The 20356-nt window shown below is 68.2% G+C and carries 18 protein-coding genes; 11 read left to right on the forward strand and 7 right to left on the reverse strand.

The window, feature by feature from the left end:
• Window positions 1-15 precede the first annotated feature (15 nt).
• Window positions 16-1359, reverse strand: coding sequence for an amidohydrolase family protein (locus tag GO308_RS02295; protein WP_066482016.1), 1344 nt, complete (start codon window positions 1357-1359; stop codon window positions 16-18).
• Window positions 1360-1491: 132 nt separating this feature from the next.
• Here GO308_RS02295 and GO308_RS02300 point away from each other — a divergent pair, with 132 nt between their 5' ends.
• Window positions 1492-2388 (forward strand): DMT family transporter, encoded by an 897-nt coding sequence (locus GO308_RS02300; protein WP_240883687.1) that lies wholly within the window; start codon window positions 1492-1494, stop codon window positions 2386-2388.
• A gap of 38 nt (window positions 2389-2426) precedes the next feature.
• Complete coding sequence (locus GO308_RS02305; RefSeq protein ID WP_240883688.1) at window positions 2427-2912, forward strand: GNAT family N-acetyltransferase; 486 nt, start codon at window positions 2427-2429, stop codon at window positions 2910-2912.
• A 121-nt stretch (window positions 2913-3033) separates the two neighbouring features.
• Here GO308_RS02305 and ppa read toward each other — a convergent pair whose 3' ends face one another.
• The 4 genes from ppa to GO308_RS02325 all read right to left on the reverse strand — a co-directional run bounded on the left by ppa (window position 3034) and on the right by GO308_RS02325 (window position 7432).
• A complete protein-coding gene (gene ppa / locus GO308_RS02310) occupies window positions 3034-3573 on the reverse strand; it encodes an inorganic diphosphatase (RefSeq protein ID WP_066481994.1) in 540 nt (179 codons plus the stop codon).
• 12 nt (window positions 3574-3585) lie between these two features.
• A complete protein-coding gene (locus tag GO308_RS02315) occupies window positions 3586-5511 on the reverse strand; it encodes a PDZ domain-containing protein (protein ID WP_240883689.1) in 1926 nt (641 codons plus the stop codon).
• Window positions 5512-5644: 133 nt separating this feature from the next.
• On the reverse strand, window positions 5645-6436 hold the full coding sequence (locus GO308_RS02320; RefSeq protein WP_066550523.1) for a DUF2189 domain-containing protein: 792 nt from the start codon (window positions 6434-6436) through the stop codon (window positions 5645-5647).
• Window positions 6437-6946: 510 nt separating this feature from the next.
• Window positions 6947-7432 carry a TspO/MBR family protein gene (locus tag GO308_RS02325; RefSeq protein WP_231726075.1) on the reverse strand — a complete coding sequence of 162 codons (486 nt, stop codon included), beginning with the start codon at window positions 7430-7432 and terminating at the stop codon, window positions 6947-6949.
• A 109-nt stretch (window positions 7433-7541) separates the two neighbouring features.
• Between GO308_RS02325 and GO308_RS02330 the strand changes: the two genes are divergently transcribed.
• Genes GO308_RS02330 through GO308_RS02345 form a run of 4 tightly spaced genes read left to right on the forward strand, consistent with a single transcriptional unit; the run spans window position 7542 to window position 11401 of the window.
• Complete coding sequence (locus tag GO308_RS02330) at window positions 7542-8465, forward strand: ATP-binding protein (protein ID WP_231726074.1); 924 nt, start codon at window positions 7542-7544, stop codon at window positions 8463-8465.
• Complete coding sequence (locus tag GO308_RS02335) at window positions 8462-10312, forward strand: magnesium chelatase subunit D (RefSeq protein WP_240883690.1); 1851 nt, start codon at window positions 8462-8464, stop codon at window positions 10310-10312. Before GO308_RS02330 ends, GO308_RS02335 begins: the two co-directional genes overlap by 4 nt.
• Window positions 10309-11196, forward strand: coding sequence for an alpha/beta fold hydrolase BchO (bchO, locus tag GO308_RS02340; protein ID WP_240883691.1), 888 nt, complete (start codon window positions 10309-10311; stop codon window positions 11194-11196). Before GO308_RS02335 ends, bchO begins: the two co-directional genes overlap by 4 nt.
• Before the next feature lie 55 nt (window positions 11197-11251).
• Window positions 11252-11401 carry a hypothetical protein gene (locus GO308_RS02345; RefSeq protein WP_156437840.1) on the forward strand — a complete coding sequence of 50 codons (150 nt, stop codon included), beginning with the start codon at window positions 11252-11254 and terminating at the stop codon, window positions 11399-11401.
• Between the two features lie 227 nt (window positions 11402-11628).
• Here GO308_RS02345 and GO308_RS02350 read toward each other — a convergent pair whose 3' ends face one another.
• Complete coding sequence (locus tag GO308_RS02350; protein WP_231727536.1) at window positions 11629-12561, reverse strand: hydratase; 933 nt, start codon at window positions 12559-12561, stop codon at window positions 11629-11631.
• A complete protein-coding gene (gene crtD / locus GO308_RS02355; protein ID WP_240883692.1) occupies window positions 12462-14024 on the reverse strand; it encodes a 1-hydroxycarotenoid 3,4-desaturase CrtD in 1563 nt (520 codons plus the stop codon). Before crtD ends, GO308_RS02350 begins: the two co-directional genes overlap by 100 nt.
• Window positions 14025-14202: 178 nt before the next feature.
• Between crtD and GO308_RS02360 the strand changes: the two genes are divergently transcribed.
• From GO308_RS02360 to bchZ, 5 genes are all read left to right on the forward strand, one after another.
• Entirely contained in the window at window positions 14203-15303 is a 1101-nt protein-coding gene (locus GO308_RS02360) for a methyltransferase (protein WP_066482760.1), read from the forward strand.
• A 99-nt stretch (window positions 15304-15402) separates the two neighbouring features.
• Window positions 15403-16329 (forward strand): chlorophyll synthesis pathway protein BchC, encoded by a 927-nt coding sequence (gene bchC / locus GO308_RS02365; protein WP_066550345.1) that lies wholly within the window; start codon window positions 15403-15405, stop codon window positions 16327-16329.
• Window positions 16326-17309, forward strand: coding sequence for a chlorophyllide a reductase iron protein subunit X (locus tag GO308_RS02370; protein WP_066482756.1), 984 nt, complete (start codon window positions 16326-16328; stop codon window positions 17307-17309). The genes bchC and GO308_RS02370 overlap by 4 nt, the downstream gene beginning before the upstream one ends.
• Before the next feature lie 177 nt (window positions 17310-17486).
• Window positions 17487-18830 (forward strand): chlorophyllide a reductase subunit Y, encoded by a 1344-nt coding sequence (gene bchY / locus GO308_RS02375; RefSeq protein WP_066550531.1) that lies wholly within the window; start codon window positions 17487-17489, stop codon window positions 18828-18830.
• Window positions 18827-20272: a chlorophyllide a reductase subunit Z gene (gene bchZ / locus GO308_RS02380; RefSeq protein ID WP_066482754.1), complete on the forward strand. Its 1446-nt coding sequence runs from the start codon at window positions 18827-18829 to the stop codon at window positions 20270-20272. Before bchY ends, bchZ begins: the two co-directional genes overlap by 4 nt.
• The last annotated feature ends 84 nt before the right edge of the window (window positions 20273-20356 follow it).

Raw genomic sequence — 20356 nt, forward strand, 5'->3', positions numbered from 1 at the left:
AAGGCGGCGGCGCCGCTATTTCACCTGTCGCCCATGCTTGACGACGATGTCGACGCGCTGGAGCAGCGCAATGTGCTTCAGCGCGTCGCCCTTGACCGCGATGATGTCGGCATATTTGCCCTCGGTGACGGTGCCATAGTCGCGATCGGCCTTCATCGCGACGGCGGGCCAGTAGGTGGCGGCACGGATCGCGTCGACGGGTGGCACGCCCAGCTGGTTCACCCACACGTCCAGCTCGTGCCACGTGCTCCCTGAATGGAATTTCATCGGGATGCCCGAATCGGTACCGATCAGCATCAGCACGCCCGAGTCGCGCAGCTGCTGGAACTTGCGCTTGAGCGTCGGCCAGCGCTGCGGGGTCTGTTGGAAATAGCTGATTCGCTCGGGATGGCTCAGCGACTGACGGATGTCGGCGACGATCTCGGGCGGCAGCCCCTCGTGCCAGTCGGTCGCATCGATATGCTCGTGATTCTTCACCGTATCGGGGAAATTGAACAGCCCCTCGATCGTGGGGGTCCAGAAGAGCGGCCCCGACGCCATGTCGGCGGTGCGTTCGCGCAGCGCCGCGATGATGTCGGCCGGGTATTCGGGCGCGGCGGACAGCCCGGTATGTTCAAAGCCGTCGACGCCCATCTTGAGCCCGCGCCGAACTTCGTCCGGGCGATGCGAATGCGCGATCACCGGCAGCTTGTGCTTGTGCGCCTCGTCGATGATCGCCGCGACTTCGGCCTCGCTCATTTCGTCCTGGTCAATCAGCTTGACGACATCGACCCCGGCGGCGGCGATGCGGCGCACCTTTGCCCGTGCATCCTCGGGCGAGGTCACGCCCCAGCGAAATGCCTCGGTGCCCGGATAGGGCGTTTTCTGGATGAACGGGCCAGAGACGAACAGGGTCGGCCCCGGAATGCGGCCCGCCCGGATCGCGTCGCGCACGGCGATGCTGTCCTCCAGCGGCGCGCCGAGATCGCGCGCGCCGGTCACCCCCGCCATCAGCAGCTGGCGGGCGGATGCCGGCATGATGACGTCGCGCAGCTGGTTGAGGTAGGTGCGGTCCCAATGCGCATAGTCGGCATGGCCGTTGAGCATCAGGTGGACATGCATGTCCCACAGCCCCGGCATCACCGTCATGCCCTCGGTCGAGATGACCCGTGCATCGGCGGGAACGGGCAGGCTGTCGACCGTCCCGACCGCCACGATCCGCTCGCCGTCGATCAGGATGACGCTGTCGCGGATCGGATCGCGCAGCGTCCCGTCGATCAGCGTCCCGCCGACCATCGCGAGCTTCTGGGCATCGGCGTCACCGGCCCCGCCCAACGCGATCAGCGCGGCGGCGACCCAGGCGATCAGGCGTGTGCGCATGCGGTCGTCCCCCACTTGGTTCCGCGCCCAGCCTATCAGGCGGTGACCGCGCGGCCAGCCCCGATTTTCGATCGGTTGCGCAACTTTGCATGCCCGATGTTCGCCGCCCGCCAAACCGGCTAGACGGCGCGCGTGAACGATCCGCGCCCCCTGTTGCCTTTCTTCGTCGTGATGACCGGCATCGCGATCTTCTCGGGCATGGACGCGCTGATGAAGGAACTCGTGCCCGCGATCGGGGTCTATTCGGCGCTGCTGTGGCGCACGCTGGCGGCGCTGCCGATGTCGGGCACATATTTCGCGCTCAACGGGCCGCGCCGCCCCGATGCGGCGGTGCTGCGCGTCCATCTGACGCGGGCGTCGGTATCGGTGGTCATGGCGCTGCTGTTCTTCTGGGGGCTCGGCCGGCTGCCGATGGCGCAGGCGATCGGGCTTTCGTTCATCGCACCCCTGCTCGCGCTGATCCTGGCCGGGCTGATCCTGAAGGAACGCGTGCCGCCGCGCGCGATATGGGCGACGCTGGTCGCGTTTCTGGGCGTCATGGTCATCATGTTCGGCCAGTCGCAGGCGCGGATGGGGGACGATGCGCTGCTCGGTGCGCTCGCCGTTCTCGCCTCGGCGCTGTGCTACGCCTGGAATATCATCCTGATGCGCCAGCAGGCGCTGGTTGCCGGCCCGGCGGAGGTCGTCTTCTACCAGACCCTGCTGGTCGGCACGCTGCTGCTGATCGGTGCCCCCATATGGCTGAGCTTACCGCCGGTCGCGCTGATCGACGAAATCGTGGCGGCCGCGCTGTTCACCATCATTTCGATGGCGCTGATGTCGTGGGGCTATGCGCGCGCGGAGGCGAGCTTCCTGGCGCCGACCGAATACACCGCGTTCATCTGGGCCGCGCTGCTCGGCTGGATGGTGTTCGGCGAGCAGGTGTCGTGGTTCACGCTGGCGGGCACAGCGATGATCATCGCCGGCGTGGCGTGGGGCACTGGCCGCACGAAGGGCGCGGTGGTCGCGACGCCGGCCGCGCCCGCCTGAACGCACCCCGACCGGCCAAAGATTTGGGAGAAATGCCGATGCCCGTCACCATTCGCCGCGCCGAGCCGCGCGACCTGCCCGAGATCCAGGCCCTGCTGCACGCCTTTGGCCAGCATCTCGAGCGCCCCGAATGGGTGACGGGAAGCGCGGGGGCGCTGGAAGCCGCGCTGTTCGGCGATCCGCCGAGCGGACACGGCCATGTCGCCGAGCTCGACGGCCGCGTGGTCGGCATCGCGCTATGGTTCCTGACCTATAATTTCTGGACGACGCGGCCCGTGCTCTATCTGGAGGACCTGTATGTCGACGCCAGCGCGCGCGGCAGCGGGGCGGGCGAGGCATTGCTGCGCGCGCTGGGCGCGGAGGCGGTCGCGCGCGACTGCGCCTGGATGTCGTGGGCGGTGCTGGTCACCAACCAGGGTGCCAAGCGCTTCTACGAGCGGCTTGGCGCGGCGCACGACCCGAGCTGGGAAGTCTGGCGGCTGGAGGGGGATACGCTGACGGCGCTTGGCACTGGCCGGAACTAGGATTCGGGCGTCGCCCCGGCGGAGGCCGGGGCCGCTACCCATACCGGGCGCTCGATTCTGTCAGCGGCCCCGGCCTGCGCCGGGCGACGCTTTCGTTCCTTGCCTGCTTGCAGCCGCCCGCTCAGGCAGCCTTTGCCTGCTCCGCGCGTGCAATCGCCTCGAGGACGATGCGGCGCGCATAATCGGCATTTTCCCAATGGCCGACCCGGACCCACTTCTTGGCCTCCAGGTCCTTGTAGTGGGTGAAGAAATGCTCGATCTGCTGCATCACGATCTCGGGCAGATCCTCTTTCTCGTCGACCTTGGTGTAATAGGGGAAGGTCGCGTCGACCGGCACGGTCAGCAGCTTCTCGTCGCCGCCGGCCTCGTCCTCCAGCAGCAGCACCGCGATCGGGCGCACGCGGACGATACAGCCGGGAATGAAGGGCGAGCGGGCGACGACGAGCGCGTCCAGCGGGTCGCCGTCGGGCGACAGGGTGTGCGGGATGAAGCCATAATTGGCCGGGTAGCGCATCGGCGTGTGCAGGATGCGGTCGACGAACAGCGCGCCCGATTTCTTGTCGAATTCATATTTCACCGGCTCGCCGCCGACGGGTACTTCGATAATGCAGTTCAGGCTGTTGGGCGGATCGTCCCCCACCGGCACCATGTCGATACGCATTGCTGTTCTTCCTTATTTTGCTGTCAACAGCCGATCCAGGCCCGCCTCTCCCGAAGCGATTTTTTCGAGGCGCGGATAACGCAGCCCTTCGTGATAGTCGACGACCACGTCACGATAGGCTTCGCCTTCCTTGACCATCAGCCGAATCGGCGTCGTCGTTCCCTTGGCGGCGGTGATGGCCTTCTTTAGACGCTCGGGAGTATAGGTCTGTCCATTGACCGCGACCAGCGTCGCACCCGTGGTCAGCCCCTGCTTATACGCCGGTCCGCCCCAATCGACGGATGAAATCACGCCTTCCTTGTTGAGCACGACGCCGATCGAATAGGTGAAGTCGTTCGCCTTGCCCCGGGTTTCGCGATCCTTGAGGAACGCGCTCGGCTCGTCGCCATAGACCAGCTTGTAGCCGTTGTCGGTCAGTCCGGCGAGCGGCGCGCGATCGCTGGGCCGATTGACGCGCGTGTCGAGCAGCGTGCGCCAGTCATAGGGCTGGATCGCATTCAGCGTCGCGACGACGTCGTCGAACGTGTAGGTCAGCACGCCCCAGTCGCCGTCATTGACCCCGAAAAACGCCCTCGCGAAATCGTCCATCGACTTTTTGCCGCGCGACTCGCGGCGCAGGATCGAATCCACCTCGAGCCAGATCAGCAGGCCCTCATTGTAGTAATCCTCCGAACGCTGATAGCTCACCCAGCCCTTGGGCCGGCGTGCGGAGATGATCGGATCGTTGGTGGTATCGACCAGCGGGCGCCATTCGCGGCCCTTGCGCGTGTCGAGCGAGGCCGCGATTGCCGCATAGGCGTCCAGCGTCTGCTGCTTGGTGAACAGGCCCGATCGCGCGCCGAGCACATAGCCCCAGAACTGCGTCTGCCCTTCATAGACCCAGAGCAGGCTGTCCTGCATCGGCGTCTTGAAATCGGGGGTGAACAGGTCGGCACCGCGGCGATACTTGCCGTTCCAGCTGTGCACCATTTCGTGCGGCAGCAGGTTGCGCTCGCCCGGCCCCTTGTCCCATTCGGTGAAATAGCCGGGATCGACGCCGTTTTCGGAGCTGCGGTGATGCTCGAGCCCGATCGAGCCCATCTTGTTGGTGATCGCCAGCAGGAATTCGTAGCGGTCATAATGCTGCGCGCCGAACAACGCGACGGCCTGGGTCACCAGCGCGCGGTGCTTGGCGATCTGGTCTTCGGTCGCCGCGAGCTCCTCGGGCGTGTCGGCAACAACGTTCAGGTCGACGCGGTCGGACAATTTCCACTCGCGGAAATAGCGCCCGGCGAACACCGGCGAATCGACCAGCGTTTCGTAATCGGTCTTCTCATAGCGATAGACCGCGCCCTCGCGTGTCGCGGGCAGGCCGGACGCGGCGGTCCACCCGTCCGGATAGGTCACCGTCGCCTCGACCGGGATCTGGCGGGTGAAATAGCCGGCGGGATAGAGGCTGACGGCTTCCCATTGCAGGTTGAGCATGTCGGGGGTGACGACGACGCGTCCCTGGTTGGGCTGGGTTGCCGACAGGAATTCGAACGTGACGATGACCTCGCGCACGCCGGCGGGCACGTCGATATGAAAGGCATAGACGTCGAGCGGGTCGCGCCGCCACGCCAGCCGCTGGCCATTGGCGGTGATGGTCAGTCCCGCCAGCTTTTCGATTTCGCCGCGCGGCGCATGCTTGCCGGGCAACCATTGCGGCATCAGCAGTGCAATCGGGCCGGCGGCGGCGACGGGAATCGTCTCCTTTACGCGATAGATCGCCTGGTTGATCCGCGTCGCGTCGACTTCGAGCTTGATCGTGCCGGGATAGGGAATGTCGCGCGCGGCCGGGATGGTGCTGGTGATCGGCAGCGGCTGGGGCTGGGACCGGTTCTGCGCCGCCGCATCTGTGATCAGGGCGAGGGGGGCGGCGGCAAGCATCAGGGCGGAGAACGCGACCGATCGGAGCATCGACTGTCTTTCGTGAAAGGAACGGGAAAGGCGGCTGGTCGCGCAGATAAGCCGCCCCGCCGCGCCACGTAAAGACCGTCGGGGAAAATCGCCGGCCCCGGCCCCGGTCTCGCCAGGGCCAGGGTGCGCGTCTTCAGCGCACGATGACGCGGGTGTAGAGGTGCCAAGTCGCGTAACCGAGCCACGGCAGCACCACCGCCAGCCCAATCGCGAACGGGATCGTACCGAGCACGAGCAGCACGCCGACACGCAGGCCCCAGCCCAGCGTCTCCCCCGGGTTGCGGCGTGCGGCGGCGAGCGACGTGCGCACCGCGTCGGGCGCCTCGACCGAGCGGTCGACGACCATCGGAAAGGAGATGAAGGCGAACACGAGCGTCACGGCGGCAAAGGCTGCGCCGACCAGATGGCCGATCACGATCATCGCCCAGCCCTCCGGCGTCGTGAACAGCCGCCCGAAGATGTCGCCGATCTGCATCGCGCCGGTCTGACCCAGGGTCGCGGCATAGATGAGATAGGCCGCCATCAGCCACGCGCCGAATAGCACCGCCAGGCCCAGGCTGAGCATCGCCAGCGGCGTGCGGCTGCGACCGTTCAGCGGATCGAAGAAATGCCACCAGCTCGACTCGAGCCCCGCCTCGCGCCGTCGGGCAAGCTCGTAAAAGCCCGCCGCGACCGCGGGTCCTGCGATCGACAGCCCCGCGACGGCGGGGAAGAACAGCGGCAGCAATGAATCGTTGAGCGCGATTGCCCCGGCGAGCAGACAGACGAACGGATACAGAAGCCCCAGGAAAATGAGATCGCCGCGCTTGGCGGTGAAGTCCTTCCACCCTTCCGACAGCGCCCAGTTGACGTCGGCCATGCCGATCCGCCGGATTTCCGGGGTGACGGCGGCGGGAGCCGGGACGGGTTGTGCAGAATCGAGCATCGAAGCCATCTGGAGCGGTCCTTTGTCGGTTCGAATGAAACGGTCGGCGGGTATCCTTTTGCTTTGAGGGACGGAGCATACACCCTTGCGGGCGGGGGGCAAAGATTGGGGGGTGTCGGGGGATAGAATTGACTGACAGCAACCCATTGCGTTCGTTTGCCGCGACTGCGATCTTTACCAAATGGGTCGCCGCATCTGGCTCGTTTATGCAATTTCGGTGGCACTTAGTGCCTGCGCCGATGAGTCGGAGACATCGCTCAGGAAGCAGTCTCCCGCGACACGCCAATGCTCTGCGGATTTGGGGGCGACTAGGGCGGCAACGCTCGTCGAACAATGCATTCAGGTTTCGCCTGCCACGCGACCGCCCTGCAACGCTCAGAACTCTTGTGCCATGATCCGAAACGAGATCAAACGCGGCTGCGACTACATCGGCGAAGGAAAGCCCGACTTCTGTGGAAGTTAGGAGCGGGCTTCTACACGAAGTGCGCCATTCGTGCAGGTCGCGTTAGTCTACCCTCCAAAGGGCGCATTCAACCTCACGATCGCCCGGTTGAGCACGCCCGCGAACGTCACCCATATCAGATAGGGCAGCACCAGCAGCCCGGCGAGCGGGGTGATCCGGGCCAGGCCGACCGCGAGCACCGCGACCGAGACCCATAGCCCGACCACCTCGATCAGCGCCCAGTCGGGCCGCCGCGCCATGAAGAACAGCGGGCTCCAGGCGAGGAAGAAGGCGCCGTTGACGCCAAACAGGATCAGCACGTCGCGGCGCGCGGCCGCGTCGGGCGCGGCGTTCCATGCGACGACGGCTGCGGTGGCGGCGCAGGCGAGGATGATCGTCCAGGCGGGGCCGAACAGCCAGTCGGGCGGCTTCCATTCGGGCTTGCGCAAATTCTTGTACCACGGGCCGATGATCGTCGTCCCGCCGCCCGCCAGGCCGAGCAGCAGCGCGATGCCGCCCGCGACCCACGGTGGCGACAATTCAAAGCCGTTCATGTTTGTCTGCCCTGATTGACACCCGGCATCTTGCCGACTGTCCAACGCATGTTACACAGCATGGGTGCGCCAGCCTTTCCCTTTTTCCGCGATCGTCGGGCAGGACGAGATGAAGTTCGCCCTGCTGATGAGCGCGGTCGACCCCAAGATAGGGGGCGTGATGGTGTTTGGCGACCGCGGTACGGGCAAGTCGACCGCGGTGCGCGCGCTGGCCGCGCTGCTGCCGCCGATTCCGGCGAGCGACGCGGGGTTTCAGGACGGCAGCCCGAAAAAGGGCAAGGTGCCGGTGCCGTTCATCGACCTGCCGCTGGGCGCGACCGAGGACCGCGTGGTCGGTGCGCTCGACCTGGAGCGCGCGCTGGGTGAGGGGGTCAAGGCGTTCGAGCCGGGGCTGCTCGCCCGCGCGCATGGCGGGTTCCTCTATATCGACGAGATCAACCTGCTTGAGGACCATATCGTCGACCTGCTGCTCGACGTCGCGGCGTCGGGCGAGAATCTGGTCGAGCGCGAGGGGTTGAGCGTGCGCCACCCGGCGCGCTTCGTGCTGATCGGCAGCGGCAATCCGGAGGAAGGCGAGCTGCGCCCGCAATTGCTCGACCGCTTCGGCTTGGCGGTCGAGGTGCGCACGCCCACCGCCATTCCCGACCGGGTCGAGATTTTGAAGCGCTGCGATGCGTTCGAGCGCGATCCCGCCGGCTTCACCGCCGCCTGGGACAAGGCGGAGCGCAAGACGCTGCGCCGCATCGCCAAGGGGCGCGAGCGGCTGGGCGCGGTGACGATGCCCGACGCGATCCTGGCGCGCGCGGCGATGATCTGTGGCGCGGTCGGCGTCGATGGCCTGCGCGGCGAACTGACGCTGATGCGCGCGGCGCGGGCGTTCGCGGCGATCGAGGGGGCGGACGAAGTGCGCGAGAGCCACCTCGACCGCGTCGCGCCGATGGCGCTCCGGCACCGGCTGCGCCGCAATCCGCTGGACGACACCGGGTCGACGGTGCGCATCGAACGCGCGCTCGGCGAACTGGCGGCGGCATGAACCCGGCGGGCGACGTGTCGCCCGTGGCGGAACTCGATCCCATTGCCGATGCGCTGCTCGCCGCGCGATTGTGCGCGGTCGACCCGATGCTGGGCGGCATGACGCTGCGCGGGGCGTCGCATGAAATCGCCGAGGCGATCGTCGCGGCGGTGCGCGCCGGGCTGGGCGCGGATGCGCCGGTGCGCCGGGTGCCGGGCAATGTCGATCTCGACCGGCTGATCGGCGGGCTGGACCTGGGCAGCACGCTGGCGCTCGGCCGGCCGGTGGCGCAGCGCGGGTTGCTGGCGGAGGCGGCGGGCGGGGCGGTCGTGCTGCCGATGGCCGAGCGTGCCGCGGACAATGTGGTCAGCCAGATCGCGGCGGTCATCGATACCGGTGACGTCGTGCTGGAGCGCGACGGCATGGCGTCGCGCACGCCCGCGCGCTTCGTCACGATTGCGCTGGACGAGGGGCAGGGCGATGAGCGCGTCGCGCCCGCGCTGACCGAGCGGCTGGCGTTTGCCTTCGACGTCGTTGGCGTTCGCAGTCATTCACCCTTCCCCTGCAGGGGAGGGGAAGGGGGCGGACGCGCGCCACAAGCGCTGCGCCAGATGGACAGCCCCCACCCCAACCCCTCCCCTGAAGGGGCGGGGCTCAGCGAAATTGGCCGCGCTGCAGGCCGCTCAGTTGTATGGTGGGTCGGCGCGGTCGCGATAGGCGACGCGCAGGTCGAGGCATTGGCCGGCATCGCCGCGGCGCTGGGTGTCGCCTCGATCCGTGCGCCGATCTTCGCCCTCAGGGCAGCGCGCGCGCTGGCGCGGCTGGACGGTCGAGCTGTGGTGAGCGACGATGACGTCGCGCTCGCCGTGCGGCTGGTGCTGGTGCCGCGCGCGACGCGGCTGCCGGACACGCCCGAAGCGGAACCGGCCGAACCCGATGCGCCCTCGCCGCCGCCAGAGTCTTCCGATCGCCCCGCCGACGAGAGCCAGGATGCGCAGCAGCCGCAAAAGCTCGACGATGTCGTGCTCGACGCGGTGCTGGCCCAGCTGCCCCCCGACATGCTGGCGGCGATTGCCGAGGGGAACCAGGCGCGCGGCAAGGCGGGCGCGGGCGGCGCGGGCGAGCGGCGGCGCTCCCCGACGCGCGGACGGCCGGTCGGCACGCGCGCGGGCATCCCGCGTCATGGGTTGCGTCTCAGCCTGATCGATACGATCCGCGCGGCGGCGCCGTGGCAGCGGCTGCGTGGGCGCGACGATGCGCGCGTGCGTATCCGCAAGGACGACCTGCGCATCCGCCGGTTCGAAACGCGCGCGGAAGCGACGACGATCTTTGCGGTCGATGCGTCGGGATCGGCGGCGCTCGCCCGGCTGGCCGAGGCCAAGGGCGCGGTCGAGCTGATGCTGGGCGAAGCCTATGTGAAGCGGGCGCAGGTCGCGCTGGTCGCGTTCCGGGGCGAGGGGGCGGAGCTGCTGCTGCCGCCGACCCGGTCGCTGGCGCGCGCGCGCCGGGCGCTGGGCGAGCTGCCCGGCGGGGGCGGCACGCCGATCGCGGCCGGGCTGCACGCCGCGCTCGAACTGGCGCAAGCGGCGAAGGCGCGCGGGCGCACGCCATTCGTCGTCGTGCTGACCGACGGCCGCGCTAACGTGACGCTGGCCGGTCTGGGCGACCGTACGCGCGCGCAGGCAGAGGCGCAGGCGGCGGCGCGGATGATTGCCGAGGCGGGCGTGGCGGGCGCGTTCGTCGATATCTCGCCACGGCCCCGGCCGGAGGGGGCGCTGCTCGCGGCTGCCATGCGTGCGCGCTATCTGGCGCTGCCGCGTGCCGATGCGCGAGAGATGCACCGCGCGGTCAAGGCGGTGCAGGCATGACGCTGCGCTTCGATCGCGACGGCCGCGACTGGCCCCACCGCGACGCCAGCCGTTTCGTGAACCTCGGGCGGCTGCGCTGGCACGTCCAGACGATGGGCGAGGGCCCGGTCGTCCTGTTGCTCCACGGCACAGGCGCGGCCACGCACAGCTGGCGCGGGGTGATGCCGCTGCTGGCGGAGCACTTCACCGTCATTGCGATGGACCTGCCCGGCCACGGCTTCACGACCGGGCGGCCGGCGGGTGGGCTTGCAATGCCGGCGATGGCGCGCGCGGTCGCCGACCTGCTCACCGCGTTGCAGGTTCAGCCTGTGGCGGTCATCGGCCATTCGGCGGGCGCGGCGATCGGGGTGCGGCTGGCGATTGACGGATGGGTCGCCCCGCGCGCGGTGATCGGGCTGAACGCCGCGCTGCTGCCCTTTCCGGGGCTCGCCGCGCGCATCTTTCCGACGCTGGCCAAGCTGCTCTTCGCCAACCCCTTCGCGCCCTATATCTTCTCGCGCATTGCGCAGGGTCCGGGTGAGGTTGCGCGGTTCTTGCTGCGCAGCACGGGATCGACGATCGATGCGGAGGGTGTCGCGCTGTACACGCGGCTGTTCAGCGACCCCGGCCATTGCGGCGCAGCGATCGCGATGATGGCCGAATGGGACCTGGAGGCGTTTGCGGCACGGCTGCCCGCCCTTTCGGTGCCGCTGACCCTGCTCCACGGCGATCGCGATGCCGCGATCCCGGCGCGCACGATGGCCGAGGTGGCGGCGATGGTGACCGGCACGCGCACCGAGCTGCTCGACGGGCTGGGCCATCTGGCGCATGAGGAAGCGCCGGCGCGGGTGGTCGAACGCATCCGCGTCGCGCTGGCGGACGTAGATATGTCAGCCACGGAATGACCCGTTGCTCGACTGCGCTCGAAACGAACGGAACAAGGGGAATAGGAGCCGGCCTATGCATTCAAACCTCTACGGCCTGATCGAGCTGATCTTCACCGGCGGCGTCGTGCTCGCGTTTCTCGGGTGGCAATATTGGTCGGTCAATCGCGAGATCGCCAGGGACAAGCGGAAGGCGAAGCCGCCCACGCCGGAATCAGACGCCTGAGTTGATCTTCGGTTGGCGGATTGTCCCTTCGCCTGAAGCGGAGTGCGTGCCGGACAGGCCCCACCCCAACCCCTCCCCTGAAGGGGAGGGGCTTGACGAGCCAAACTTGGCACAAGTTTCAACCGTCGCCCCGGACTTGATCCGGGGTCTCGCTGCTTGACCTGCCGCAGGAAATAGCGGGACTCCGGATCAAGTCCGGGGTCATGGCCAGCTTATGACCACCGGCGTCAGAATAACGCGCGCGGCATCCGGTAAGGCAGCATGGTCTGGATGACCGGGTTGGCGAAGCGGGTGAGCGACAGGCTCTCATGCACCGCGAATGCGTCCTCTCCGAACAGCCGGGTGTGCAGGCCCGAGCGCGCGTAGAATGGCGCGTCGATCCAGGTGCGCCGCACGCGGGCGCCGTCGCCGCCGTCGCTGCGCGTGCGCCGGTCGACCAGCCAGCCTGTGCGCGGCAGGCGCTGGCTCGGCGGCGCTTCGACATCGCGCCATCGGCCCTGTCCGTCGCACAGCAGCGCCAGGTCGAAGGGCCGACCGTCGCGGCGCACGCCTTCATAGATGACCGCGACGTCGCGCTTCAGGTGCGCGCGCGACCAGTGCCAGTCGCGAAACCCCGCCTCCAGCGGCTCATCGCCGAAATTGCTGTCGAAATAGCCGGGGCCGGACCAGCTGACGCCGGGACGGTCCATGGTTACCTCGACGCGCGCGCGCGGGCTGACCGGGTGCCAGCGGTGGCGCGCGTCGGGATCGAGCGCAAAGGCGGTGGTCGCGATCATCTCGGGCCACAGCCGGATGCGTCCGCGCACGCGATAGGGCAGGGGCGCCGACCATTCGTCGATGTCGATGGTCAGGCAGTCGCCGTCCCACCGCATCGCACTGGGCCCGACTTGAAAATGGTCGGCGCTGCGGTCGACCCGCCCGACCCCGCGCTCCGTCATCGCCCAGGCTCCCGCGCGCGGGCCGTTCATCGCGATGTTGATCGCGCAGTGATTGTCGGGCCGGCCGCGCCCGGTGAGCTTGTAGTAAGGGGAGAAGACGCTGCCGACAAAGGCGATAATCGTCAGCCCGTACTGCCCGTCGTCGCTGTTCGCGTCGATGTACCACCAGGCATAGCCCTGGGCATCGACCGCGACGTCGAAGCGCGGTCCTTGCGCCAGCAATCGACGGCAAGGCTGGCGGACAGGGCGGCCATCGGCAGGCCCGCGCCCGGGTGCGTGCTGCCGCCCGCGCAATAGAGCCCAGGGATCCTGGTCCGGCTCCCCTGGCGCCGGAAGGATGCCGCCCACCCGTGCGAGGCCCGTCCATAAAGGGCTCCACCCGTCGACGGGCACAGTTGCTCGAACTCGGTCGGGGTCAAAAGCCGGGTAGCTTCCGGCTGCAAATCGAGCGAAAGCCCGGCTTGCGATAGCCGATCGCGCATCGCGTTCGTGCATTGGTCGATCTCCGACGGGGAAAAGCCGCCCCGGTCGCCGCGCGGCGGGGCATTGACGATGATCTGAAAGCGTTCGGCCGCGCCGTCCCGGGCGCAGGCACCGATGTCGTCGCGATCCTGTGCGCAGACATAGACGGTGGGGTCGCCCGCCAGCCGGTTGTGGCCCAGCGCAGTAAACTCGGCCGGATAGTCGTTGGAAAACAGGACATTGTGGCGAACCAACGGGAATCCGGTTGCCGTGGCGCGCGCCAGCCAGACGAATGCGCCCAGCGATCGCGCTGCGGGAGGCACCGCGGCGACCGCGCCGGCGGCGGCGGGACCGAACCGTCCGGCTGCAATCGCGGCGGGATCGGCGTTGCAGATGACGGCGCGCGCGGCGAGATGCTCGCCCGACGCCAGGCCGACGCCGCTCGCGCGGCCGTGCGCGACGGTGATCGCCGCCACCGGGCTGTCGTAGCGATAGGTGACGCCGAGCGACCGGCCCAGCGATTCGAGGGCGCGGGCAAGCGCGTGCATGCCACCGTCGATGAGCCACACGCCGCGGGCCTCGACATGCGCGATCAGCATCAGGGTGGCGGGACAGGCAAAGGGCGACGAGCCGCAATAGGTGGCGTAACGCCCGAACAACTGGCGCAGGCGTGAATCGCGGAAATAGCCGCCCAGCGCCTTCCACATCGATTCATAGGGCCTGAGGTTGAACGCGCTGGCCGGGCGATGGCGCGCGATTCGCCAGGTCAGCGTCAACGGATCGGTCTTCGGTGCGTGAAGGAAGCTCGGTTCGAGCGCGTCGAAGATGCGCTGGGTCTCGGCCCGAAAGGCGCGATAGCCGCGCGCTTCGCCGGCCCCCGCGAAATCGCCGATCGCCGCTTCGCTGGCGGCCGGATCCGCGAACAGGTCGAGCCGCGCGTCCGCGCCCCAGCCGTGCCGGGCGAGCAGTGCGGCGGGGCGCACGGTCAGGTAATCGTCGATCGACGCCCCGCATTCGGCGAAGATCGCGGCAAAGGTGTCGCGCAAGGTGAATACGGTCGGACCGGCGTCGACGGCGTCGCCCGCCACATCGATCGCGCGCAGCTTGCCGCCCGGCCCCGCCTGCGCCTCGACCACGGTGACATGATCCCCCCGCGCGGCACAAAGCGCGGCCGCGACCAGCCCGCCCATGCCTGCGCCAATGATGATCACCCGATCCGCCATGTCGCGCCGGTCGCGTCCCTCCTGTGCGGCATCGCAGGTGCGGCCGACAGCCGCCCGGCGATGCGATCGCGATTGACCCGATGCTAACATGTGTCAAAACCGTTGGACATATGGTTTGTCCATTCCACACGTCCGTCCTTGATCGGCGTGCGGGATCCGGCGGGTGAGGGGGGCGGCGATGGCGTGGCGGACGCGCTGGATCATGTGGCGCAACGCCATGCTGGCAAGCCCGGGATTTCAGCGGTTCGCGGCGCGGTTTCCGATCACCCGCCCGGTGGCGCGGGCCAAGGCGCGCGCGCTGTTCGACCTGGTCGCCGGCTTCACCTATTCGCAGACGCTGGCGGCGGTCATTGAAACCGGCTGGCTCGACCGGCTGGCCGAAGCGCCCCGCGACGTCGAGTCGCTCGCCGGGCAGGCCGACCTGTCGACCGAAGGCGCCGAGCGACTGTTGAAGGCCGCGGCGGCGATCGACCTGACCGAGCGCCTGAATGACGGACGCTGGACGCTGGGCCAGGCGGGCGCGGCGCTGCGCGGCAATGCCGGGATCGCGGAGATGGTGCGCCACCATCACCATCTTTATGCCGACCTGGCTGATCCGCTGGCGCTGCTGCGACGCGGCGGCGCGGGCGAATTGTCGGAATATTGGCGTTATGCGCGCGCCACGGGCACCGGCAGCGCACAGGAGGTCGCCGAATATTCCGCGCTGATGGCGGCGTCGCAACCCATGGTCGCCGACCAGGTGATCGACGCCTATCGATTCGGCCGCCATCGGCGGGTGATGGATGTGGGCGGCGGCGAGGGCGCGTTCCTCGCCCGGCTGGCGGCGCGAGTCGACGGGCCGGAACTCGCGCTGTTCGACCTGCCGTCGGTCGTCGACCGCGCGGCGGCGCGGCTGGCGTCGGCAGGCGTGGCGGATCGGGTGCGACTCCATCGCGGCAGCTTCCTTGCCGATCCCCTGCCGCAAGGCGCCGACTGCATCACGCTGGTCCGCATCCTGCACGATCACGACGATGAACCTGCACAGCAATTGCTGCGCAATGTTCATGCAGCACTGCCCGCCGGGGGACGGGTGGTCATCGCCGAACCGATGGCCGATACGCCATCGGCCCGCGCCATGGGGGACGCCTATTTCGGCTGGTATCTCCTGGCCATGGGATCCGGCCGTCCACGCCCGGCACGCGAAATCAAGGCGATGCTGGCCGCAAGTGGTTTCACGCAAATACGGCGCATTCAAACCGCAATGCCGGTCACAGCTTCTATGATCATTGCTTCGCGGTAACGATCCAAGCGTAAAGTCAGATTGACAATCACTACTGTCCAGCTAGACTGACACTTATCGGGAAACCCACTGGGGGTTCCTATAATTGGGGAGAGCGCCATGAAAGCGCTTGCAGTGATATTGGAGGCGCCGGAGCGCCTGTCAGTACGCCCCCTTGACCTCGACCCGATGGGCTGCGGCGACGTCCGGGTCGAAATCGCCTATAGCGGCGTCAGCTCGGGCACCGAGAAGCTGTTGTGGACCGGTCGGATGCCGACCTTTCCGGGGATGGGTTATCCGCTGGTCCCGGGATATGAATCGGTCGGCCGCGTCGTCGACGCCGGGGCTGATGTGCGCGCGCGGATCGGCGAATGGGTCTTCGTGCCGGGTGCGACCTGTTACAGCCGGGCCCGGGGCCTTTTCGGCGGCAGTGCCTCCACCGTCATCCTGCCTTCTGCGCGGGCGATGCCCGTCGCCGAATCGCTGGGCAGCGATGGCGTGCTGATCGCGCTCGCGGCGACCGCCTATCATGCCATCGCGGCGGGCAGCACGCCCGAGCTGATCGTCGGGCACGGCGTGCTCGGCGCGCTGACCGCGCGGATCGCGATCGCCTGTGGTGCCGACAAGCCGACCGTGTGGGAAACCCGCGCCGACCGGCGCGACGCGCTGGATTATGACGTCATCCACCCCGATGCCGACGCGCGCCGCGACTATCGCGCGATCATCGATGCCAGCGGCGACGGCGCCGGGCTCGACGGCCTGATCGGGCGGCTGGCCAAGGGGGGCGAGATCGTCCTTGCCGGCTTCTACGATCGCCTGAGCTTCGCCTTTCCGCCCGCCTTCATGCGCGAGGCGCGGCTGCGCATCTCCGCCGAATTCACGCCCGCCGACATCGCCGCGGTGACCCGCTTGATCGATTGCGGGCTGCTCGAGCTCGACGGGCTGATCAGCCACATCCGCCCCGCGACGCAGGCCGACCAGGCCTATCCCGCAGCCTTTACCGACCCTGAGTGCCGCAAGATGGTGCTCGACTGGAGAACCCAATGAGCATGCTCGATCCGGGCCAGCTGCGCGAGGAAGCGTCGCACGAGCCCGATCCCGTTCCCAGCGGTCCGGTGACCAAGGAAACCCAGATCATCGCGATCTATGGCAAGGGCGGGTCGGGCAAGTCCTTCGCGCTGGCCAATCTCTCCTACATGATGGCGCAGCAGGGCAAGCGCGTGCTGCTGATCGGCTGTGATCCGAAGAGCGATACGACCAGCCTGTTGTTCGGCGGAAAGTCGACCCCGACGATCATCGAAACCTCTTCGGCGAAGAAGCTGGCGGGCGAGGAAATCGGCATCGAGGATGTCTGTTTCCAGCGTGACGGCGTGTTCGCGATGGAACTGGGCGGGCCGGAAGTCGGGCGCGGCTGCGGCGGACGCGGGATCATCCACGGGTTCGAGACGCTGGAAAAGCTGGGCTTCCACGAATGGGGCTTCGACTATGTCCTGCTCGACTTCCTGGGCGACGTGGTCTGCGGCGGCTTCGGCCTGCCGATCGCGCGGGACATGTGCCAGAAGGTGATCGTCGTCGCGTCGAACGACCTCCAGTCGCTCTACGTCGCCAACAATGTCTGCAAGGCGGTCGAGTATTTCCGCAAGATGGGCGGCAATGTCGGCGTCGCCGGCATGATCATCAACAAGGATGACGGCACCGGCGAGGCGCAGGCCTTTGCCCAGGCGATCGGCATCCCGACGCTCTGCGCGATCCCCGCCAATGAGGACATCCGCCGCAAGTCGGCCAATTACCAGATCATCGGCACGCCCGAGAGCGAATGGGGCTCGCTGTTCGCGGACCTGGCGAAGAACGTCGCCGAAGCGCCGCCGGTCCAGCCGCGGCCGCTGGACCAGGACGGGCTGCTCGGCCTGTTCAAGCCCGAGGATACCGGCGGCAACGTGACGCTGCGCCCCGCCACCCAGGCGGACATGCGCGGCAAACCGTTCGTCACCAAGCCCAGCCTCGAAGTCGTGTACGACGCGGTTTGATCGGCATGACCGCCCCCGCATCCAACGCCTCGCGCACTCCGGATCGCATCGCGGTCGAGGGGGGGCTGTGCCAGCGGTGACACGCTGCGCGCGGCGGCGGTGCAGGCGGGCAAGTCGGACGTGCTCACCCGTTATGCACAGGATTATCCACAGGGCCCGCATGACCAGCCCCAATCGATGTGCCCGGCATTCGGCAGCCTGCGCGTCGGCCTGCGCATGCGGCGGACCGCGACCGTGCTCTCCGGCTCGGCCTGCTGCGTCTATGGCCTGACCTTCACCAGCCATTTCTATGGCGCGCGGCGCAGCGTCGGCTATGTCCCGTTCAGCTCGGAGACGCTCGTCACGGGCAAGCTGTTCGAGGACATCAAGGAAGCCGTCGAGAACCTTGCCGACCCGGCGCTCTACGACACCATCGTCGTCACCAATTTGTGCGTGCCGACCGCGAGCGGCGTGCCGCTGCAGCTGTTGCCCGACCAGATCAACGGCGTGCGGATCATCGGCATCGACGTGCCGGGGTTCGGCGTGCCGACCCATGCCGAGGCCAAGGACGTCCTGGCCGGCGCCATGCTGAATTATGCGCGGACCGAGGCCGAGGCCGGCCCGGTTGCCGCGCCCCGCGAACGATCGGACCGGCCGACGGTGACTCTCCTGGGTGAGATGTTCCCCGCCGACCCACCGGGTATCGGCTTGATGCTGGAACCCCTGGGCCTCGCGGCCGGCCCGGTCGTCCCGACCCGCGAATGGCGCGAGCTCTATGCCGCGCTCGACTGCGCGGCGGTGGCGGCGATCCATCCCTTCTATACCGCCAGCGTGCGCGAGTTCGAAGCGGCGGGACGCAGCGTCGTCGGGTCGGCGCCAGTGGGCGTCGACGGCACCGCCGCCTGGCTCGACGCGATCGGTGCAGCCTGTGGCATTGCACAGGACAAGGTCGACGCGGCCAAGAACCGCTTCCTGCCCGCGATCCAGGCCGCGCTCGCCGCGCGTCCGATCAAGGGGCGGATCACGGTGTCGGGCTATGAAGGTTCGGAACTGCTGGTCGCGCGGCTGCTGATCGAAAGCGGCGCGGACGTGCCCTATGTCGGCACCGCCTGCCCGCGCACCCGCTGGTCGGACCCCGATCGCGAGTGGCTGGAAGCCCGGGGCGTGCGCATCCAGTATCGCGCCAGCCTGGAGCAGGACATCGCGGCGGTCGAGGAACATCGCCCCGACCTGGCGATCGGCACGACGCCGGTGGTGCAGCACGCGAAGTCAAGCTCGATCCCCTCGCTCTATTTCACCAACCTCATCTCGGCGCGGCCGCTGATGGGTCCGGCGGGTGCGGGCAGCCTGGCGACCGTGGTCAATGCGGCGCTGGGCAACCAGGCGCGCTTCGACCGGATGACTGCGTTCTTCGAGGGTGTGGGCGCCGGCGATGCCGCTGGGGTATGGGAAACCACCCCGGCGGATCATTCGGATTTCAAGGCGAAATACGCCGCCCGCCGGATCGCGGCCGCGAAGGCGGTCGAGGCGGTGGGCGTATGACGTACATCATCGATCACGACCGTGCGGGCGGCTATTGGGGCGCGGTCTACGCCTTTACCGCGATCAAGGGGCTTCAGGTCATCATCGACGGGCCGGTGGGCTGCGAGAACCTGCCCGTCACCTCGGTGCTCCACTATACCGACGCGCTGCCGCCGCACGAGTTGCCGATCGTCGTCACCGGCCTGTCCGAACAGGAACTGGGCCGCGACGGCACCGAAGGTGCAATGCGCCGGGCGTGGAAGACGCTGGACCCCGATCTGCCCGCCGTCGTCGTCACCGGGTCGATCGCCGAGATGATCGGCGGCGGGGTCACGCCGGAGGGGACCAACGTCGTCCGGTTCCTGCCGCGCACCATCGACGAGGACCAGTGGCAAGCCGCCGATCGCGCGCTGACCTGGCTGTGGACCCAGTTCGGGCCCAAGAAGGTGCCCGCCCTGCGCCCGCGCAAGGACGGCGCAAAGCCCAAGGTCAACCTGATCGGGCCGATGTACGGCACCTTCAACATGCCGAGCGATCTGGCGGAGATCCGCCGGCTGGTCGAGGGCATCGGGGCGGAGATCAACCTGGTCTTTCCGCTGGGCAGCCACCTGGCCGACATCCGCAAGCTCGGCGATGCCGAGGTCAATGTCTGCATGTATCGCGAGTTCGGCCGCAACCTCTGCGAGACGCTGGAGCGGCCCTATCTGCAGGCGCCGATCGGGCTTGAATCCACGACCCTGTTCCTGCGCAAGCTGGGCGAGCTGACCGGGCTTGATCCCGAGCCGTTCATCGAGCGCGAGAAGCACACGACGATCAAGCCGCTGTGGGACCTGTGGCGCTCGGTCACCCAGGATTTCTTCGGCACCGCGAGCTTCGGGATCGTCGCGACCGAAACCTATGCCCGCGGCATTCGCAAGTTCCTGGAGGAGGACATGGGGCTGCCCTGCACCTTCGCCTATGGGCGGACGGCGGGCGTCAAGACCGACAATCAGTCGGTCAAACAGGCGATTGCGACCAACCCCCCGCTGGTCCTGTTCGGCAGCTTCAACGAACGCATGTACATGGCCGAGGCGGGCGGGCGCGGCGTCTATGTGCCGGCCAGCTTTCCGGGCGCGGTGATCCGCCGCCACACCGGCACGCCCTTCATGGGCTATGCGGGCGCGACCTATCTGATCCAGGAAGTGTGCAATGCGCTGTTCGATGCGCTGTTCCACATCCTGCCGCTCGCGGGCCAGCTTGACCAGGTCGATGCGACGCCGGCGCGCAACCTTGCCGAAATCGGCTGGGATGATGCGGCCAAGGCCGGTTTGGACGCGGCGGTCGAGCGCGAGCCGGTGCTGGTCCGCATTTCCGCCGCAAAGCGCATCCGCGACGCCGCCGAACGCGCGGCGCGCCGCGCCGGCCAGTCCGTCGTCACCGAACAGCTGCTGTCACAGGCGCTGACCGAAAGCCGCGTCGCATGAGCGCGCGCAGCCTTTTCCGCCCCGCGCCCGACCGGGTGCTGGCGGTCCACCAATCGCGGCGGGACAGCATCCGCCGTGATGACT

It is taken from the genome of Sphingomonas sp. SFZ2018-12 (assembly GCF_022496715.1).
Classification (GTDB): domain Bacteria; phylum Pseudomonadota; class Alphaproteobacteria; order Sphingomonadales; family Sphingomonadaceae; genus Sphingomonas.

Coding starts and splice junctions, on each gene's coding strand:
- GO308_RS02345 (WP_156437840.1), top strand. CDS start 11,252: ATGCATTCAAACCTCTACGGCCTGATCGAGCTGATCTTCACCGGCGGC.
- GO308_RS02325 (WP_231726075.1), bottom strand. CDS start 7,432: ATGAACGGCTTTGAATTGTCGCCACCGTGGGTCGCGGGCGGCATCGCG.
- GO308_RS02360 (WP_066482760.1), top strand. CDS start 14,203: ATGGCGTGGCGGACGCGCTGGATCATGTGGCGCAACGCCATGCTGGCA.
- GO308_RS02335 (WP_240883690.1), top strand. CDS start 8,462: ATGAACCCGGCGGGCGACGTGTCGCCCGTGGCGGAACTCGATCCCATT.
- GO308_RS02315 (WP_240883689.1), bottom strand. CDS start 5,511: ATGCTCCGATCGGTCGCGTTCTCCGCCCTGATGCTTGCCGCCGCCCCC.
- GO308_RS02370 (WP_066482756.1), top strand. CDS start 16,326: ATGAGCATGCTCGATCCGGGCCAGCTGCGCGAGGAAGCGTCGCACGAG.
- crtD (WP_240883692.1), bottom strand. CDS start 14,024: ATGGCGGATCGGGTGATCATCATTGGCGCAGGCATGGGCGGGCTGGTC.
- bchC (WP_066550345.1), top strand. CDS start 15,403: ATGAAAGCGCTTGCAGTGATATTGGAGGCGCCGGAGCGCCTGTCAGTA.
- GO308_RS02330 (WP_231726074.1), top strand. CDS start 7,542: ATGAAGTTCGCCCTGCTGATGAGCGCGGTCGACCCCAAGATAGGGGGC.
- bchZ (WP_066482754.1), top strand. CDS start 18,827: ATGACGTACATCATCGATCACGACCGTGCGGGCGGCTATTGGGGCGCG.
- bchY (WP_066550531.1), top strand. CDS start 17,487: ATGTGCCCGGCATTCGGCAGCCTGCGCGTCGGCCTGCGCATGCGGCGG.
- GO308_RS02295 (WP_066482016.1), bottom strand. CDS start 1,359: ATGCGCACACGCCTGATCGCCTGGGTCGCCGCCGCGCTGATCGCGTTG.
- GO308_RS02305 (WP_240883688.1), top strand. CDS start 2,427: ATGCCCGTCACCATTCGCCGCGCCGAGCCGCGCGACCTGCCCGAGATC.
- ppa (WP_066481994.1), bottom strand. CDS start 3,573: ATGCGTATCGACATGGTGCCGGTGGGGGACGATCCGCCCAACAGCCTG.
- GO308_RS02320 (WP_066550523.1), bottom strand. CDS start 6,436: ATGCTCGATTCTGCACAACCCGTCCCGGCTCCCGCCGCCGTCACCCCG.
- bchO (WP_240883691.1), top strand. CDS start 10,309: ATGACGCTGCGCTTCGATCGCGACGGCCGCGACTGGCCCCACCGCGAC.